The sequence below is a fragment of the Coprococcus sp. HPP0074 genome (genome assembly GCF_964238105.1).
Lineage (GTDB): Bacteria > Bacillota > Clostridia > Lachnospirales > Lachnospiraceae > Faecalimonas > Faecalimonas umbilicata.
Map to the genome: position 1 here is coordinate 1 of NZ_CAXSKS010000003.1, position 18,007 is coordinate 18,007.

15 protein-coding genes and 3 tRNA genes are annotated in these 18,007 nt (G+C 42.1%); 16 read left to right on the forward strand and 2 right to left on the reverse strand.

Going from position 1 to position 18,007, the window contains the following annotated elements; all coding sequences use genetic code 11:
* The first annotated feature begins 143 nt into the window (after nt 1-143).
* The 3 genes from ACESPO_RS04330 to ACESPO_RS04340 all read left to right on the forward strand — a co-directional run bounded on the left by ACESPO_RS04330 (nt 144) and on the right by ACESPO_RS04340 (nt 448).
* Nucleotides 144-216: transfer RNA gene (locus tag ACESPO_RS04330), tRNA-Asn, on the forward strand.
* A gap of 39 nt (nt 217-255) precedes the next feature.
* Nucleotides 256-327, forward strand: a tRNA-Glu gene (locus ACESPO_RS04335).
* 50 nt (nt 328-377) lie between these two features.
* Nucleotides 378-448: transfer RNA gene (locus tag ACESPO_RS04340), tRNA-Cys, on the forward strand.
* 159 nt (nt 449-607) lie between these two features.
* Here ACESPO_RS04340 and ACESPO_RS04345 read toward each other — a convergent pair.
* The gene (locus tag ACESPO_RS04345) at nt 608-2,854 is read right to left on the reverse strand and encodes a glycoside hydrolase family 3 protein (protein WP_120106126.1); all 2,247 of its coding nucleotides are present in this window, start codon (nt 2,852-2,854) and stop codon (nt 608-610) included.
* Nucleotides 2,855-3,137: 283 nt separating this feature from the next.
* On the opposite strand from ACESPO_RS04345, the gene ACESPO_RS04350 reads away from it, so the two are divergent.
* From ACESPO_RS04350 to ACESPO_RS04400, 11 genes are all read left to right on the forward strand, one after another.
* Nucleotides 3,138-4,364: a helix-turn-helix domain-containing protein gene (locus tag ACESPO_RS04350; protein WP_009263311.1), complete on the forward strand. Its 1,227-nt coding sequence runs from the start codon at nt 3,138-3,140 to the stop codon at nt 4,362-4,364.
* 56 nt (nt 4,365-4,420) lie between these two features.
* Nucleotides 4,421-5,293: a DUF2238 domain-containing protein gene (locus ACESPO_RS04355; RefSeq protein ID WP_270602895.1), complete on the forward strand. Its 873-nt coding sequence runs from the start codon at nt 4,421-4,423 to the stop codon at nt 5,291-5,293.
* Nucleotides 5,294-5,419: 126 nt separating this feature from the next.
* The gene (locus tag ACESPO_RS04360) at nt 5,420-7,354 is read left to right on the forward strand and encodes a DUF3114 domain-containing protein (RefSeq protein WP_499788518.1); all 1,935 of its coding nucleotides are present in this window, start codon (nt 5,420-5,422) and stop codon (nt 7,352-7,354) included.
* A 23-nt stretch (nt 7,355-7,377) separates the two neighbouring features.
* Entirely contained in the window at nt 7,378-8,118 is a 741-nt protein-coding gene (locus ACESPO_RS04365; protein WP_499788519.1) for a hypothetical protein, read from the forward strand.
* Between the two features lie 80 nt (nt 8,119-8,198).
* Complete coding sequence (gene srtB / locus ACESPO_RS04370) at nt 8,199-9,008, forward strand: class B sortase (RefSeq protein WP_499788520.1); 810 nt, start codon at nt 8,199-8,201, stop codon at nt 9,006-9,008.
* A 38-nt stretch (nt 9,009-9,046) separates the two neighbouring features.
* On the forward strand, nt 9,047-9,235 hold the full coding sequence (locus ACESPO_RS04375; RefSeq protein WP_016439570.1) for a DUF951 domain-containing protein: 189 nt from the start codon (nt 9,047-9,049) through the stop codon (nt 9,233-9,235).
* A 130-nt stretch (nt 9,236-9,365) separates the two neighbouring features.
* Nucleotides 9,366-9,653: a 30S ribosomal protein S6 gene (rpsF, locus tag ACESPO_RS04380; RefSeq protein ID WP_008976959.1), complete on the forward strand. Its 288-nt coding sequence runs from the start codon at nt 9,366-9,368 to the stop codon at nt 9,651-9,653.
* 19 nt (nt 9,654-9,672) lie between these two features.
* Nucleotides 9,673-10,122 carry a single-stranded DNA-binding protein gene (locus ACESPO_RS04385; RefSeq protein WP_008976958.1) on the forward strand — a complete coding sequence of 150 codons (450 nt, stop codon included), beginning with the start codon at nt 9,673-9,675 and terminating at the stop codon, nt 10,120-10,122.
* Between the two features lie 46 nt (nt 10,123-10,168).
* On the forward strand, nt 10,169-10,432 hold the full coding sequence (rpsR, locus tag ACESPO_RS04390; protein WP_008976957.1) for a 30S ribosomal protein S18: 264 nt from the start codon (nt 10,169-10,171) through the stop codon (nt 10,430-10,432).
* 251 nt (nt 10,433-10,683) lie between these two features.
* Complete coding sequence (locus ACESPO_RS04395) at nt 10,684-12,987, forward strand: hydratase (RefSeq protein ID WP_390109135.1); 2,304 nt, start codon at nt 10,684-10,686, stop codon at nt 12,985-12,987.
* Nucleotides 12,988-13,028: 41 nt separating this feature from the next.
* Entirely contained in the window at nt 13,029-13,739 is a 711-nt protein-coding gene (locus ACESPO_RS04400) for a DUF6062 family protein (RefSeq protein WP_499788521.1), read from the forward strand.
* On the opposite strand, the gene ACESPO_RS04405 is transcribed toward ACESPO_RS04400, so the two are convergent.
* Complete coding sequence (locus ACESPO_RS04405) at nt 13,734-14,306, reverse strand: biotin transporter BioY (protein ID WP_499788522.1); 573 nt, start codon at nt 14,304-14,306, stop codon at nt 13,734-13,736. The two genes, ACESPO_RS04400 and ACESPO_RS04405, sit on opposite strands and share 6 nt — an antisense overlap.
* Nucleotides 14,307-14,400: 94 nt before the next feature.
* Here ACESPO_RS04405 and ACESPO_RS04410 point away from each other — a divergent pair, with 94 nt between their 5' ends.
* Nucleotides 14,401-14,535: a hypothetical protein gene (locus ACESPO_RS04410; protein WP_270458006.1), complete on the forward strand. Its 135-nt coding sequence runs from the start codon at nt 14,401-14,403 to the stop codon at nt 14,533-14,535.
* A 921-nt stretch (nt 14,536-15,456) separates the two neighbouring features.
* Nucleotides 15,457-17,892, forward strand: a complete 2,436-nt coding sequence (locus ACESPO_RS04415; protein ID WP_499788523.1) for a P-loop NTPase family protein — start codon at nt 15,457-15,459, stop codon at nt 17,890-17,892.
* The last annotated feature ends 115 nt before the right edge of the window (nt 17,893-18,007 follow it).

The following is an 18,007-nucleotide window of genomic DNA, read 5'->3' on the forward strand; positions in this document are numbered from 1 at the left end:
AAGTGCAGTAATGTATGGAGCTGACTGTTACTAATCGGTCGAGGGCATAACCAAGTGGTGATAGGAGAATGGATGGAGAGAGAAAAAACTTAGAAAAGTAGTTGACTGTATGTGATTTTGAAGGTATAATATCTTCAGGTTAATCCTCAATAGCTCAGTCGGTAGAGCACTCGGCTGTTAACCGAGTTGTCGTTGGTTCGAGTCCAACTTGGGGAGTTTAGAAATAATTATTTCTAAAAGTGAAAAGACGAATAAGGCTCCTTGGTCAAGCGGTTAAGACATCGCCCTTTCACGGCGGTAACACGGGTTCGATTCCCGTAGGAGTCATTTGAGCATAAATGATTCATTTGGCTCATATAATAAAATATATAAGTTATGGCGCCATAGCCAAGTGGTAAGGCAAAGGTCTGCAACACCTCTATCACCAGTTCAAATCTGGTTGGCGCCTTAGAAAGTATCGAAGTGATTCGGTACTTTTTTGTGCGGTAAAAGTTCTTTGGATTTTGTGTAAGAATGATTATGTCAAAGATTTTTAACAATTTCATGAGAAATGAAAAGAGAGGGCAAACGGATGTGCCCTCTCCTTTTTAGTTATTGGGTAAGATTTTTAAAACTCAAGCCCAAAATTCATTTCATAGTAATTTCCTTCGCTGTCACGGTAAGCGTATGCTTTGCCGTTCTCATCCTTCATTTCTTCCGGCATATAGAAGTCTTTGTCATATCCCGGTACGTCGTTGCGAGATACGCAGACACCGTCGGCATTGACAGCGAGAACACTGTCATCTTTTGGAAGGGTGATCGGCATTTTTCCGCTTGGAGTATAGGCACCGGTAATAATATCAATCGTTGCTTCCGGGAAAGTGTCAAATCCAGCGAGCAGTGCGTCAGAATAACGTTCGACATTTCCCACCATCCATGCGAGTGTAAAGTTAATATTAGAAATCACCTTTCCTCCATTTGCATGGATTGCTTCTGAAATCACGCGGATCTCATCAGTGCCAAGAAGTGTTGTTTCTTCGTGTGTCGCCTCAGCTGGTCTTCCGAGATCGTCAACATCGTGGACAGTTTTGTTCTCGCAGATATCCAGTTCGAGATATCCTTTTGTTGCGTTGAAGTATTCTCCGGAACTTGGACTTGCGAAGAGGAATGCATAGTCAGCATCCTCGTAATGATCTGTAAGTGTCACTCCTGGAGTTTCGGCTAAGATGCTGTGCAGTTTTTCTGTAAGCGCCTTGGCAGTATCTTCTTTTGATGCAAATCCTTTTGCAAAGATTTTTTTGTCTGCAAGTTTTTCTGCTGTCAGAGGGAGAAGCTGTTCTTTGTTTTTCAGAAGGACAACAGATTTGCGGTGTACGTCATCGGCATGTTTCCAGTGTACCGGATTTGCAATCACTTCTTTTGCAGTCTGCGGATCACGGTATGGGTTTTCAAAGACACCAAGTTCGAACATTTCTTTTAATGTGTGTGCGGCCGCAGTTGTGAGAGCTTCTTCAGACAATGTGATCTGCTCTAATGTATATCCGTCAGGAATTTTGTGCGCACCGTCTGTATAGTAGCCATTTGTTCTTCTATCTAAAGCTTCTTTTGCGGCAAATACATCAAAGGAACCGCTGATGATATCGACACCGGAATTAACTGCAAGTGCGATTCTTTCAGGAATGTCAAGTTCTTCCACACCCCATGCCATATTGATGGTGATACCGGAGTCGCTGTTGATATAGCCTTGGAAGTTCATCTGATTTTGCAGAAGTTCCTTTAAGAAAAACTGGTTAAACGCAAATCCAACTGGAATCATTTCAATCGGATTTCCATTCATGTCGTACTGGATGCCGCTCTTTTCAGCTGCAGGTTTTGCATAATAAGGCATGATAGAGGATACGTGGTTTGCAATAGAAGATCGGAATCCTGGCAGATGGTATTTCTGTAAGCTGTTTTCTGTCTGGTAGACATTCCATTGTCCTTGTTTGTAGTGTGGGTCAAATCCATTTTCACGAGCACCGCCGCCAGGGAAATGTTTGACAGTCATTGCAACACCATCTGTTGTTACACCATCTTTGCTTCCCTGAATGCCTGGAACAAGGCGGTCAAAAATATTGTTGATCAGTTCTGGATCTTCGCCGAACGTACCGTAAGTACGCTGCCATCTCGGATCAGATACGACGTCTGCCATGTACATATATCCTTTTTTCATTCCGGTTGCATCCCATTCTTCACGGATGCATTCTGCAAAATCATCGATCAGGTCAAGGCTGCTTCCTTTTACGGCAGCGGCAATTCCCATTGTTCCCGGCCATGTGGCAAATACACCAGCGGCATCGTTCATACCGAAGACGATCTCTCCGTTTTCGTTTCGTGAGTTTGATACCATGAGAACCGGAATCGCATGTGTTTCGCCTTCAGCAAGTGCATTCAGTTCGTTCATCCAGTCTGCCAGTTCGTCCGGTTTTGGATTTTCGCGCAGGATAAAGTGTCGGATTCCCATATCTTTTACTGTATACGTGGTTCCGTGATATTTTTCGGCGTTAAAGATCGTAGTGTCTTTTTCAATTACTTTTTCATCAAGAAGTCCGGTTGCATCGACTGCCTCTTTGTCTTCCTGGTAAGCTCCCATTTTTAAAGAATTGATGAAGAGCAGACCGATCTTTTCCTCGGAGGAAAGTTCCTCTGCAAGTGCTTTGGCACGTTCTGAAGGAGTTTTTCTCCAGTCTTTGTAAGTATTTAATGTTCCGTCACCGTTTAAGTCTTTGAAATAAAGACCATCGGATTCGATCACATCTTTGGCTGTTACACCAATCGTAGGCCCATTTGGGTTCTTATAGTAGCGAATCATTTCTGTTGCCTTTTTTGTTGACATTATTTTTTCTCCAATCTTATAAATTTATTCTTTCAGAAATATTTGTGGCAAGTAGATTCCAATTAGCAATCACTTGGAAAATCCGGAAGAATATACTTTTATTTTATCGTATTTTGTGAGATGAGATATTAAGAAATATGCTATAATATTATTGAAATATGCTGTCAGATGAAAAATAGCGGACAGTAAAAGGTATGTAAAAATAAGTCTGATTTTCTAAAATAAGGTTTAGGAAAGAATAGGGCAGCTTAGGGGGAAGAAGAGTTGTGAAAGGAGAGGAAACATGAAAACACATGAAGAACTGGTGCAGACTGCCAGAGTGCTGCACAAGGCGCTGAAGGTTGACCTGACAATCTACGGCGGTGACAGAGACTGTATTGTGAAATTCACAAAAAACCCATATCCCGAGGAATTGTGTGGAAAACTTTGGGATCATCCGGAGAAAATGTGGAAACATCTTGGGAAAGCGAAGGAAGATAGTGTTTCTTATCAGTATTTTCCAGAATTTCATCTCGTCTGTATGAATCTGAAGGTCATAGAGGAGGATGAGAGTTATTATCTGTCAGCAGGACCATTTCTGACGGAGCATTATTCAGAGCAGCTTGTCTTGAAAATTCTTCATAGCCAGAAGCTGTCACTTTCCAGAAAAGGGAAGTATGAACTCTTGTATTCACAGCTTCCATATTTTTCAAACCGGGCAAAATCGATGGCAGATGTCCTTTCGTATCTGATCAAAGTTTGTCCTGAGTGGAAACAGATCCCGGTCATATATGAGGAGATGCCCGGGCAGGAGGAATGTGTGAAAGAAACAAGGAGAGAAAGGGAAGGGCTGTTAGAGAAGACAGATGTTTTGCTAAATTACGAGACGGAACGGCGATGGAGGGCTGCGGTGGAACAAGGAGATTTCCAGATGGCAAGGCGTGGAATCTCTCAGATGAGTAAAGGAGAATTTTTCTATCGAACCCCGGATAATCCGCTTCGTTCACAGAAGAATCTTTTGTTTACAGTCAATACAATCTGCAGAATTGCGGCAGTGGATGGGGGAGCAGATGTTGTGAGAGTACACGAGATCAGTGATTTGTTTGCGATCCGCATCGAGCAGGCGAGAAGCGGGTTGGAGACAACGATGTTGGAAGAGGAGATGTTGCGCGCATATTGTCAGATTGTGATGGAGACGAAGACGAGGGGACATTCAGCGCCTGTGGCAAAAGCAATCCAGTATATGTATGCACATTTTGATCAGCCGCTTACAATGGAGAAAATTGCGGAGGCGATTCATTTTAGTCCGGGGTATTTGTCGAGAACTTTCAAAGCAGAGATGCATGTGACAGTCGGAGAATATTTGAACCGGCTTCGCATTGAGAAGGCAGAGGGAATTTTAAAAACAGGAGATTTCCCGGTTATGGAGGTTGCGATTATGACTGGATTTTCCAGTTATGCGAAATTCAGTGTAGAGTTTAAAAAATATACGGGAAAAACAGCGCGGGAATATATGGCAGCCATTCATTGACTATCCAAGGAGAGTTTGCTATGATTTCATAAAATAAATGAACAAAGGAGGACGCTATGAGACAAAAGATAAAGGACCGGATGCGGGCACTGAAAATGGAGATTCGGGAGCACAAGAGTTCTTTTATAGTGTATGTGACCCTTCGCGCACTTGTGATCCTTGTGATGATTCTTCAGATATTCAATCGAAATTATGAAGGGGTTTTCTACTGTATACTGACCTTGATTCTTCTGATGATTCCAAGCTTTATTCAGATGGAACTGAAGATAGAACTTCCGACGACACTGGAGATTTTTATATTGATCTTCATTTTTGCGGCGGAGATACTGGGAGAAATCGGTTCTTACTATACAAAGGTAGCGAACTGGGATACGATGCTCCACACGATCAATGGATTCCTTGCGGCGGCGATCGGATTTTCCCTTGTAGATATTCTGAATCGGAATGAAAAAGTGAAAGTACAGTTATCACCTCTTTTTATGGCAGTTGTGGCATTTTGCTTCTCTATGACGATCGGTGTCATGTGGGAATTCTGGGAGTGTGGAATGGATTTGTTTTTGGGTATGGATATGCAGAAAGACACGATCGTACACAGTATTTCCACTGTGATGCTGGACCCGACCGGAGGGAATCGGGTAGTGCATATTGATAATATTAAAAATACTGCCATCAATGGGATGGAATTGGGCTTAGGAGGTTATCTGGATATTGGGCTGATCGATACGATGAAAGACTTATTTGTCAATTTCATCGGTGCGGTTGTATTCTCAATTATCGGATTCTTTTACGTAAAGCAGAGAGGAAAGGGAAAATTTGCAAACCGTTTTATTCCAAGGATCAAAGATGAGAATGCAGATTTCCTGAAAATTGTGGAAGAGGATAGAAAAGCTGAAAAAGTCCAGAAAGAGGATTCTGACAGCAATCCCTAGTATATAATAGAGACAAAAGAGAATAGACTACATAGGGAACGGGAAAACTGAAAGAAAGTTCTGAGATGCATATAAGAAGCGAAATCGGCATAAAAAAATTAAGATAAGAAAAGAAGCGGGAATCGAATGAGAAAGAGCGTGTGGAAAAAAAGAAGAAGGATCATTTTGATAATCTGTGCAGGCATTTTCGCGGGAATCACGCTCCTGACGGGGACAGGAAGCGGTGGAAATGTATTTGCACAGAGGGTCGATGAAAACGAGGCAACTGCATCTGGGGAAGCCAGACAGGATGGTAGTATCCAGAATGATCGTGTTCCGGATGATGGTGCTCGAAATGAGAATGTTCTGGGTGATGGGGACCAGGCGGAGAAATCTCAGGAGGAACAAGGGGAGATTTTTGTAAAGGATGTGCTGGAAGAACTCACCTATATGAGAGTGAGGCTTGGCAGACGTTATCTGGGGAGAGAGGCAGAGTATGATATTTACGGAGCAAGAACCATTGTGCAGCCAAATGAGGGAGAAAAACAGATTATAATCCGAGATGGGAATTGTGCAGAAATTTTTTATGGGACATACAGAGGTGTGAAAGAGTATGAGTCTTACACAGAGCTGTCAGATATGTTGGATGCACAGTTCTTTTTACTTCCCATTATCAACCTGGAATTGACGGATCAGAGGATTAAAGAACAGAATTATGAGATGGAATTTACAGAGGAAGAGCAGCTCGAAGGATTTCTGACGGCACTTTCTTATGTGGGAGCAGTGGATATTGAGGCGGTACAGCTTACGGCAGTGAGAATTCGGTTTGATGAAATGTATCGGCCGGAGGAGGTACAGTTTCATCTGCAGTCAGAGACGATTGCGGAGGAGGATCTCCGGACTGTGGAGCAGGAACTGCAACAGCAGTATGCTTACGATGATGTTGTGGAAGAAGTATCCTTTGAGGACAGGTACAATGAAATTTTGCTGAAGATACAGGAAATTGTCCCGGAGAAGGATGTGACGGCAGAACAGTATATTGAAGATTTGTCAAATGTGGCGCGGGCAGCAGATGAGAGTTTTCTTGCGATTTTGAGAGACCAGTCAAAGCAACTGATAAAGAAGGATGGCTGGGATCGCCGAGCAGTATTTGCCTATCTGGAAGCAATCGATGCAAGATTCGGGGAATTTCGGGAAGATTCTCTGACAGAGATCCCTCAGGAAACCTATTTAAAAGAACTGGAAGATACATTTGCAGAAGTACACAAGGTTGGCTCGGGTGTCTACACCTATATGTTTGAAGTCAGTGGGCTGAAAGCGAAAGAGAAGGCGCAACTTGTCATCTCTCAGATGGGTGGCTATATGGATGGGAATGAGATGCTTCAGTTGGCAGGTGAGTATCAGTTTGACAGTGAGATGCCGCCGCATGCGGAATTTCTGGAGTCCTATGCTGCCTGTGTACGGACTGCATGGCAGAAGAAGAGTGGATCGTATAAAATACTGGATGATCAGAAAGTACATCAATTTCGAATGTACATCGACAGGCAGAATATTCAGTATGTGAGAAGTCATTTTGCTGGGAAGACTGATTATGAAAAGCTGCAAAATTATGCGAAGCAGTATGAGTTTTCTCTATATTATGGGGAACCTTCCAGACATCACAATAAGATTCTGCGCAAAGGAAGATTTGAAGTGCAGGAATATGACAAGGTGCTGACACCGAACCGGTTGTCAGAATTTATTATCGACGTGCAGACAGGAGCCTTTATTACGGAGTGGGATATTTTGAAAGTGGATGAAGTAACAGGAATTGTGAGTAACTCGGAGGCATATCCAAAGCAGAAGACGATCGAAGGCAAGACAATTGTTGACACAGAGTCTTTTAACTATGCACCTGCAAATTATGAGGAGGCTCACCAATGTCTGGATGTGCTGCCGGCCTCTCCGGACAAGAAAAGGGGGGACGCAACCTATCTTGAGAATCAAGTGAAGAAGACAATGAAAAAAGTGTGGAAGAGTCCTGAAAAATATCATTACAGAGAGCGGTATCGTTCTGCGAAGGATTATAAAAAGGAAAAATAAAAGGGCAGTAGGAGGAAACCAGGATGAAAAAGGAGAGAAAGTGGCTGTGTGGTATACTGGCTGCAGTGATATTGGGCAATATGACCGGCTGTGCAGAGCAGATTTCGGGCAAGACAACGGTAAATCGTATTCTGGCAGAAGAATCTTATATTAATGTCATACTTGGAGAGGGTTATCATCAGCAGGAAGTGCGGTTTGATCTGAAAAATGACAGAGCAGTGATTCCGAAAGATGTGCAGTGGGGGATGCACAGTTATCGAAACGGAATTCAGGTCGGAATTTCCTACGGAGAGAGCGAAGGGTGTGAGATCTATGATTCAGATCCGGAAGTAAATCCAGAACTGTATGAAGAATCGTATTTGGATTCTATTCGAGAGCTCAAGTTGAATGTGTCGGATATCCGAAAAAATAATTATAATATCAAGGTTGTTAAAAAAAAGCAGCTGGAAGCATTTGAACAGGAACTTGCGCTGATGTCGGGAGTTGTGATCAAGGGGGAATATGAACTGACAGGAGTCAACATTGAATTTGACCGGAGATTCCGACCAGTCAAAAAGACCTTTCGACTTCAGGCGCTGGATGAGTCGCAAATGCATGAAGAGAAAAAAGACGAGAAAAAATGTATTCAGGAATTTGGATATAATATAGGAAAAGTCCGGTTTCAGACTTCTTACCGCGATGTCGAGAAAAAGATACAGAAAGAGTGGAAGAAAATTTTGGAAGCAGAGAGAACTGAGGCACTTCTTCCCTACAGGAATCAATAATTGCAATCAAGCCATGAATGTGCTACACTCCAACTATACAAAGGAAGCTTTGCATATGAGGAGGTGAAAGAGAAGCGGTTATGGCAAAAAAGCAGGAAAGATCAAGGAAAAAAGGAAAGAAGAAAAAATCAGGATTGCTGAGCAATCTTATTTTGATACTGGCAGTGTGCGTATTTGTATTTTCCGGCTATCAGCTCTACCAGATTTTTTCCGAGTACCATGAAGGAAAGAAGGAGTACGAGGAGATCAGAGAACTTGTCATTCAAGAAGAGCCAAAAAAGAAAGAACCGGAAGAAGAGAAAGAACCGGAAGTTCAGCCACGCTTTACAGTTGATTTTGCGACATTGCAGCAGATGAATCCCGATACTGTTGGATGGATCCGCTTTGAGGAGCCGTCAGAGATCAGTTATCCGGTTGTCAAAGGCAGAGATAACGAAGAATATCTGACGAGAACTTTTGAGGCGAATGACAACAAGTTAGGAACACTTTTTGTAGATAAAGATAATACTGGTACTTTTACAGACCGCAACACAATCATCTATGGACACAATATGAAAAATGGAACGATGTTTGCTCAGCTGTTAAAATATAAAGAACAGGATTTCTTTGAGAAATATCCGTATTTTTCTATCTATACTCCTGATGGAAAAGAATCAAAATACCAGATTTTTGTGGCGGGAGTTGTAGAGGATACTGCTGTAAATTATCAGTTTGCATTTCAGTCGGATGAGGAGTTTTTAAATTACATTGAGACGATCAAAGGAACATCACTGTATACGCCGAATGTGGAAATCGACGCAGCATCTCAGATTGTGACACTTTCTACCTGTACAAATGTTGCTGATGAGGAGCGATTTGTCGTGCAGGCAGTAAAAGTCAGTGAACAGTAAGACAGACAAGGAAGGAAACGGCAGAGGAGGGACAAGAGATGGCTAATGTATATGAAGTCGGGGACGTCGTCCGCATGAAGAAAAAACATCCGTGTGGTAGCTACGAGTGGGAGATTCTTCGTGTCGGAGCAGACTTCCGTTTAAAATGCACAGGTTGTGGACATCAGATTATGATTACAAGAAAATTAGTAGAAAAAAACACAAAAGAAATCAGAAAAAATGCTTGAAATCAGTAGAATCTTATGGTATAGTATTGACTTGTGATATATTGTTGTTTGCAGACAAGCGTCCGCGAACGATATTTCCTTGTTCCTGACAAGGTTCAGGGACCAAGAGACCATAAGGAGGTGCAAGAACATGAACAAGTATGAATTAGCTGTTGTAGTCAGCGCAAAAGTTGAAGATGACGTTAGAGCAGGAGTAATCGAAAAAGTAAAAGAGCTTATCGCTCGTTTCGGTGGAAATGTGACAGACGTTGATGAATGGGGTAAGAAAAGATTAGCTTACGAAATTCAGAAAATGAAAGAAGGATATTACTATTTCATCCACTTCGAATCTGATTCTACTGTTCCAGCAGAGCTTGAGAGCAGAATGCGTATCATGGAAAACGTTATCAGATTCTTATGCGTAAAACAAGAAGCATAGAGAAAAGAGGATAAATCGTATGAATAAAGTAATTTTGATGGGACGTCTGACAAGAGATCCAGAAGTGAGATATTCACAAGGTGACAGCGCAACTGCTGTTGCAAGATATACATTAGCAGTAGACCGCCGCTTTAAACGTGACGGAGAGGCAAGTGCCGACTTTATCAACTGCGTAGTTTTCGGAAAATCAGCAGAGTTTGCAGAGAGATATTTCCGCCAGGGATTAAAGGTTGTTGTAAGTGGTCGTATTCAGACAGGAAGTTACACAAACAGAGATGGTGTGAAAGTTTACACAACAGATGTTGTTGTAGAAGATCAGGAATTTGCTGAGAGCAAAGCTGCAAGCGAAAGCAGCATGGGAAGCTACCGTCAGGCAAGTCCAAGTCCATCACCAGCTCCAAGTGCAGATATTGGAGATGGGTTCATGAACATTCCAGATGGAATTGATGAAGAATTACCATTCAGTTAGACGATACAATGAGTAGATTTGTATAAATATAGGAGGTAATACCACAATGGCTTACGATAAAGGTAACAAAGCTGATTCTCCAATGAAGAGAAGAGGCGGACGCAGAAGAAAAAAAGTTTGTGTATTCTGCGGTAAAGAAAACAACGAAATCGATTACAAAGACGTAGCAAAATTAAGAAAATATGTTTCTGAAAGAGGAAAAATTCTTCCAAGAAGAATCACAGGAAACTGTGCAAAACATCAGAGAGCTCTTACAGTAGCAATCAAGAGAGCAAGACATATCGCTTTAATGCCATACGTTCAGGACTAAGAAATGCAGAGGCTAAAATCTCAGAAAAGAGGTTTTGGTCTCTTTTTTTGTCTATTTGTCAAAGGCTGGGGAAAAAGAAGTTCCCTTGCAGTTCGGTGTAAAAGTACATTTTGTATGAGAAAGAACAGTTTTCCTAGGTTTGTATTATCTAAATAATATTCGCTATTGAAATGAATGACAGATAAGTCTATAATAAATCCATATAACTCGAAAAAATCAGACAACTGCAAAATGTACAGGAGGTACTGTGTATGGTGAAATTATATAATCAAGGAGTGTATCTGCTAAATGGGTCAGAGATTGTGCCAGATGGAGAAGATGCTGTAAGGGAGATAGAAGGCAAGGTGGGGCATGTTGTTTCCAAAGAGGAAGCGGCAAAGGAGACTATTGCATACCGCATTCTGAAGGAGCACAATACGTCTCCGGATATGGAGCACCTCAGAATCAAATTTGATAAACTGACTTCGCACGACATCACTTTTGTGGGAATTATTCAGACGGCAAGGGCATCGGGACTGGAACGGTTTCCGATACCGTATGTGTTGACGAATTGTCATAACAGTCTGTGTGCGGTCGGTGGGACGATCAATGAAGATGATCATATGTTTGGACTGACCTGCGCGAAGAAGTATGGAGGAGTGTATGTTCCACCGCATCAAGCGGTAATCCATCAGTATGCAAGGGAAATGCTTGCAGGCGGAGGCAAGATGATCCTCGGCTCTGACAGCCATACACGCTATGGTGCACTCGGTACAATGGCAATTGGCGAAGGAGGACCGGAGCTTGTCAAGCAGCTGCTGAATAAAACATATGACATCCGCATGCCAGAGGTGATCGCGGTATATCTGGATGGACAGCCTTCAGTCGGTGTGGGGCCACAGGATGTAGCGCTTGCGATTATCAAGGCGACTTTTGCAAACGGATATGTGAATAATAAAGTCATGGAATTTGTAGGACCGGGAGTAGAGAAATTAAGTGCGGATTTCCGAATCGGAATTGATGTGATGACGACAGAAACGACATGTCTGTCTTCTATCTGGAAAACAGATGCTGTCATAGAGGAGTTTTTTGAGATCCACGGAAGAAAAGAGGATTTTGAGAAGCTTTCTCCAGGTGAGACAGCTTACTATGACGGAATGGTATATGTAGATCTTGACAAGGTTGAGCCGATGATCGCGATGCCGTTCCATCCAAGCAATGCCTATACAATCCGCGAACTGAATCAGAATCTGAGCGAGATTCTTCATGATGTGGAGCAGAAAGCGCTGGTAAGTCTTGGAGGAGATGTGAATTTCACATTGCAGGATAAGGTGCGGAACGGAAAGCTTTATGTGGAACAGGGCATCATCGCCGGATGTGCAGGTGGAGGATTTGAAAATATCTGTGCTGCTTCTGAGATTCTTTCAGGATGCGGAATCGGAGCAGATGAGTTTACACTCAGTGTGTATCCGGCAAGTACACCGATCTACATGGAGTTGGTGAAGAATGGGGCTGTTGCAAAACTGATGGAAGCCGGGGCGGTTGTGAAGACAGCATTTTGCGGTCCGTGTTTCGGTGCAGGGGATACCCCGGCAGATGGGGCGCTCAGCATCCGGCATTCTACAAGAAACTTCCCAAATCGGGAGGGATCAAAATTACAGAGTGGACAGATTGCTTCTGTAGCTTTGATGGATGCAAGATCGATTGCGGCAACTGCGGCGAATAAGGGATACCTTACATCGGCGGCAGATATGATGGACAGAGAATATCAGATGCCGAAGTATCATTTTGATAGTAATATTTATGCGAATCGTGTCTTTGACAGTAAAGGAATTGCAGATCCGTCAGTCAAGATTAAACTTGGACCAAACATTAAAGACTGGCCGGAGATGCCGCCGCTTCCGGAACATCTCCTTTTGAAGGTGGTATCAGAGATTCATGATCCAGTCACGACGACTGACGAACTGATTCCGTCTGGAGAGACTTCCTCCTATCGGTCCAATCCGCTTGGATTGGCAGAATTTGCCTTGTCGAGAAAAGATCCGGCATATGTAGGCAGAGCGAAGGAAGTACAGAAGGCACAAAAAGCAATTGAGCAAGGACAATGTCCGCTGGAAGTGTTGGAAGAGCTGAAGGATGTGATGGAAGTTGTGCGCAGGAGATATCCGCAGGCAGGTGAGGGGACACTTGGAATCGGAAGTACGATATTTGCAGTGAAGCCGGGCGACGGATCTGCGAGAGAGCAGGCAGCCTCCTGTCAGAAAGTACTTGGCGGATGGGCAAATATTGCAGAAGAGTATGCTACCAAGCGCTATCGCTCAAACTTGATCAACTGGGGTATGCTCCCGCTTTTGACAGACGAAAAGGAAGAACAACTATCGTTTCACAATGGAGACTATATTTTCTTCCCGGATATTTTAGAAAAAATCAAACAAAAGGAAAATAAGATTACAGCTTACATTGTAAAAGATGATCTGGTGGAGGTCACATTCCGGTTGGGAGAAATGACGGAGAATGAGCGAGAAATCATCCAGAAAGGCTGTCTGATCAACTATTACAGGGACCAGAACAGGTAAGTGCTATAGGATCCTGATTAGATTATGAGGAGAAAAAACAGATGAAAGAGAAGTTATATACGATTCCGGTAAATGATGCGTTTCGGGAGGACTGTGAATGTCCTCTCTGCAGTATTTACCACAAGCTGGAACAGGATGCTCTTGAATATGCACTGCGTCCATCTACTTATATGGTAAGTGAGCGCAGGGAAGAGAGTGATAAAGTAGGATTTTGCAAAAGACATGCAGCGATGTTAAATGAGATGCCGGATCGGCTGGGGCTTGCACTGATCTATAAGACGCATATGGATTCTTTTATCAAGGAAATTGAACAAAGGCAGAAAGAACCGGTAAAGCAGGCATCGTTTTTCAAGAAAAAGACAGAAGCCTCAGGATTGGCTGCTTATATCGGGCAGTTGGAGAAATCCTGCTTTGTCTGCGAGAAGATCGAGAAGACGTTCCATGATTATTTAGGTACAATCTTTCATCTGTATAAGAAAGAGGAAGAATTCCGGAAATTGTTTACCTCCTCGAAAGGATTTTGTACAAAACATTACGGGATGCTGTATGAGATGGCGCCGGAAAGACTTGGCGGCGCTTTGCTGGATTCCTTTATCAGTGAATTGAATCAGCTCTATCTGGAAAATATGAAGCGCGTGCGGGATGACCTTAGCTGGTTTGTCGATAAGTTTGATTATCGATTTAAGGACGAACCGTGGAAAAATTCCAAAGACGCGCTTCCAAGAACTTTGACAAAAGTAAACGGCTTATAAAAGCAGAGCTTTCAACCGCTTCTGGATCGTAAGACCGACGAAGAGGGCAATCAATATTTTTGTAATATCAAAAAAGAGATAAGGAACTACTCCGATCATCAGACCTTCTGCAAAGGATAGGTGGAGTTGTACACAGAGCCAGACAGTTCCAAACAGATAGTTTACTGCGGAGCCGAGCAGCATTCCGATCAAGATGACTGCAGGTTTTTTTAAGAATCGCTCTGCGATCCACCCGGATAGGATTGTGAGAAAGATCATTCCGACAAGGTAGCCTCCGGTCGGTCCTGCGAGTTTTCCGAGACCTCCTGCGAATCCGGAGAAGACAGGAAGACCAATAGCTCCGAGGAGAAGATAGACGAGATAGCTTACAGTGGCAGCTTTCCATCCCAGTATAAAGATACTGATGTATAAGACCAGGTTGGTCAGAGAGAGGGGAACCGGGCTAAATGGCAGCGGGATGGAAAGCGGCGCTAAAATACAGGTGATTGCGGTAACAAGTGCAATCCGTACAAGCAGGTGCGTTCTGACTTGTGGATGTTTGGTAGTTGCTGAAGGTATTGGATTCATAAGTGTTGTAAGTTCCTTTCTTTTGCTAAAATTTATGGAGATCAAATATATTGTGTATCCCATATGAAGCATATTATAATTTGGGGAAAACTAAATGTCAACATATTTAAAAATAAAGTTAACAATTAAAACCGGAAGTGTATGTCCAAAAGTCTATGACGGAATAGAAATGAAATTAATTGATAATAAAATTAAAAATAAGATAAAAACAGAAAATATAATTATATAAAAAGAAAAATAAAAAAACATATAAAAAACTGTTGACAAAACAGAAAATATAATGTATTATAAATTCAACAAAAGAAATCCAAAGAAATTAAAAAAGTAATTTTCATACAAAATTTTCTAAAGATTCTAGAAGAATTTGAATATGACAAGTAGACGGAAAAGGAACTTTTGAAAATATTTCAGATAACCGGAAGCGGATACTTGAATATAAAAGAAAAAATGAGAGTTTTGATTTGTGAAGACTTAAAGAAATTTCAGAGGATGGATGATCGGAAGGAGGCTGTTACCATTGGATATGACATCGTTTACAATTCAATATGTGAGTGGTCGGGCAAATAAAAGTTCCTGCGAGAACGGCCTTTATCATAGATAGTTCGATGATGAAAAAATAATGAAGAAAGTAATCGGAGAAAGAAAAGCTACCATATGATTTAGAATTGCAGAACATATTGAATAAAGAAAATAGACCACAGAAGTTCGGAGAGTTTAGAGGATGTGTAAAGAAACATCTAATAAAAAATCAGAAACAATATATATAATCGGTATAGAGAGAATTAGTTTTATATGAGTAGCGAAAAGAGTATTGATATGAAATGATTTGAAGGAGGAAAGCAATCCGATTATAAAAAACGAACGAGAAATGGTATCGAAGATTTGGAAATCGGAGACCTTAAGAAAAATCGAAATCAATTAAAGATTGATTATGAAAAGAATGAAGGCCGGCAGGAACAGAAGGTGTTAGCTTCTCCGCTGAGAATAAATAGAATGGATAAGGATAAGATTTAGATAGCCATTATAATTTCAAAGAAAATTATAATGGCTATTTTTTTGACAGAATGGAGTTGGTGTGATAAACTATGATAGTATTGGAGTAAGCAAATATAAGAATGGGAAGTAAATTATAATAGATGAGGTGATTGTATTGGATAAATATGAATATCGCGTAAAGACAGAGCAGATGCTCGAGTATATGGAACAAAAAGCATATGGGAAGGCGATGGAGATTGCAGATACGATTGATTGGCGTAAAGTAAAGAATGCGTCTATGCTCTGTTCTGTAAGTGAGATTTACGAGCAGAATGAAAAGTATGAAAAAAGCCGCGATGTCCTATTCATCGCATATGATCGCACCCCGGGAAGTAGAAAGATTATATACCGGCTTGGAATTTTAGCTCTCAAGCTGGGAGAACCATCGGAAGCTATGGACTGCTATGAGGAATTTGTATCAGTCGCACCGAAAGATCCGAACCAGTATATTTTACGTTATAAGATTCTGAAAGCACAGAATGCTCCAATTACACAGCAGATTGAAGTACTGGAAGAATTTAAGAAAGCAGAATATATAGAGAAGTGGGCGTATGAGCTTGCAAAATTGTATGATGAGGCAGGGATGATCACGGAATGTCTGGAAGAGTGCGATGATCTGATTCTTTGGTTCAGTGAAGGAAAATATGTGTATCAGGCCATGGAACTGAAGATGAAGTATAAGCCTTTGACACCTTTACAGCAGGAGAAATACGATCAGAAACCTGACGGACCGATGACGCCGAGCCAGAAGTTTGTTCAGAAATTAAGAGAGAACCAGTTGGATACGTCTACTGCAACGATTCCGACTGGAGAAGTGAAGGAAGCAATAAAGGAACCACAGCTTCAAAAGCAAGTGACAGGTCAGATGAAGATTGAAGAAATCCTTGCAAGCTGGGAAGAAAAGCAGAAAGAAGTCATGGAAGTCATCGAGCAGAAACGTCAGGAAGCAGAGGCAGACAAGGAGATTGTGGAACTGAAGTCCGAACCGGAAGCAGCAACTCCGGAGGATGTCCGCCGACTGATGGAAGAGCTGGAAGGAAAGAAAGAGGATGAAGCTTTAGAGGAAGCATCTGCTTCAGAGCCTATGGAAGCGGAAGCAGAACCGGAAGTCATCGAGGAACCAATTGAAGAGCAGACATTTGCAGAAGAAGATTTTGAAGAATGTTTTGATGATGAGATTGATGAGGAACTCGAAGAGTTTGAAGAACTGGACATTCCTGAATGGGATGAACAGGAGATGGAGGCGATGACAGAAGATCCGGTGGAGGTGATCGAAGAATCTGAGGAAGAAGTGATCGAGGAACCGGAGAGTATTTTTGAAGAGATGTCGGAAGAGGATGTTGCGCAGGTGCTGTCGAAAGAATCGGAAGTAGATGAGGAGACAGAACTGTACGAAGAGGAAGAAATTTCGAGAGATCTGTCAGAAGGACAAGAAGAGATGGATCCGGAAGACGATGACGAAGACAGCTTTGATCCGAATGATTTTGAAGAAGTAGAAGATGGATATGATATCCGTGACTTTGAAGAGGAAATAGCAGCTTTTGAAAGAGAGAGAAAGGAATCGGAGGAGGACGAAGACGACGATGATTTTGACCTTCTGAATGAGACGATCCCTCTTTCGAGAATTGAAGTGGCAAAAGCGGCAGCAACTGGCAAGACAGGAAAGATTCCAGTAGATGAGATTGCAAATGCACTGGGAGCTACGGGAACTTTTGGACAGGGAACAACCGGATTTACTGTTCAGGCAAAATATGATCTGGAAGCACAGAGTGAAGTGGGACTTCGTGCCGGATTGACCGAAGAGCAGAAGAAATTATTCTCTTATTTTGTACCAGTAAGAGGAATGAGCGAACAGCTGGTAGATGTTTTAGAGCAGGACAAGCAGTGTACGAATCGACAGGGAACGTCAAAGACAGGAAACTTGCTGATCATTGGGCGAAAAGGTTCCGGTAAGACGGTTCTGGCTGTGGATGTGGTAAAAGCAATTCAGAAACAGAGAAAATTAAAGCAGGGAAAAGTAGCGATTATTACCGGAGATTCTCTGAATAAGAAAAAGATCAAAGAGATCGTATCGAAGTTATATGGAGGCGCTCTGATCATTGAGAAGGCCGGAAGAATGAATGAAAAGACAGTTCAGCGGTTGAATAAGGCTATGGAGAGAGATACCGGAGAGCTTCTGATTGTTTTGGAGGAGCAGAGAAAGCCTTTGGATCGTCTGTTATCTTCTAATAAAGAATTCAGAAGAAAATTCACCTCTCGTCTGGAAGTGCCGATCTTTATCAATGATGAGCTTGTTACATTTGGTCAGACATATGCAAAGGAAAATGGATTCAAGATTGATGAAGTAGGTATTCTCGCACTGTACAGCCGGATCGATATGCTCCAGAGAGAGGATCATGTTGTGACAGTAGCGGAAGTCAAAGAGATCATGGACGAGGCGATTGAACATGTGCAGAAGACAAATGTCAAGAAAATCGTCAAGAGAGTGTTAGGAAAAGGAAGAGATGACGCAGACCGCGTGATCTTGTCTGAGAAAGATTTCAATATATAAGACGGGAAAGAGTCTGGATACAAAAGAAAAAGGTAATTTTTCAAGAAAAAAAGAGAAAATTTTTGGAGAAAAATTACAAAAAAAGAGTTTTGACAAGGTGAAAAATTGTCAAAAC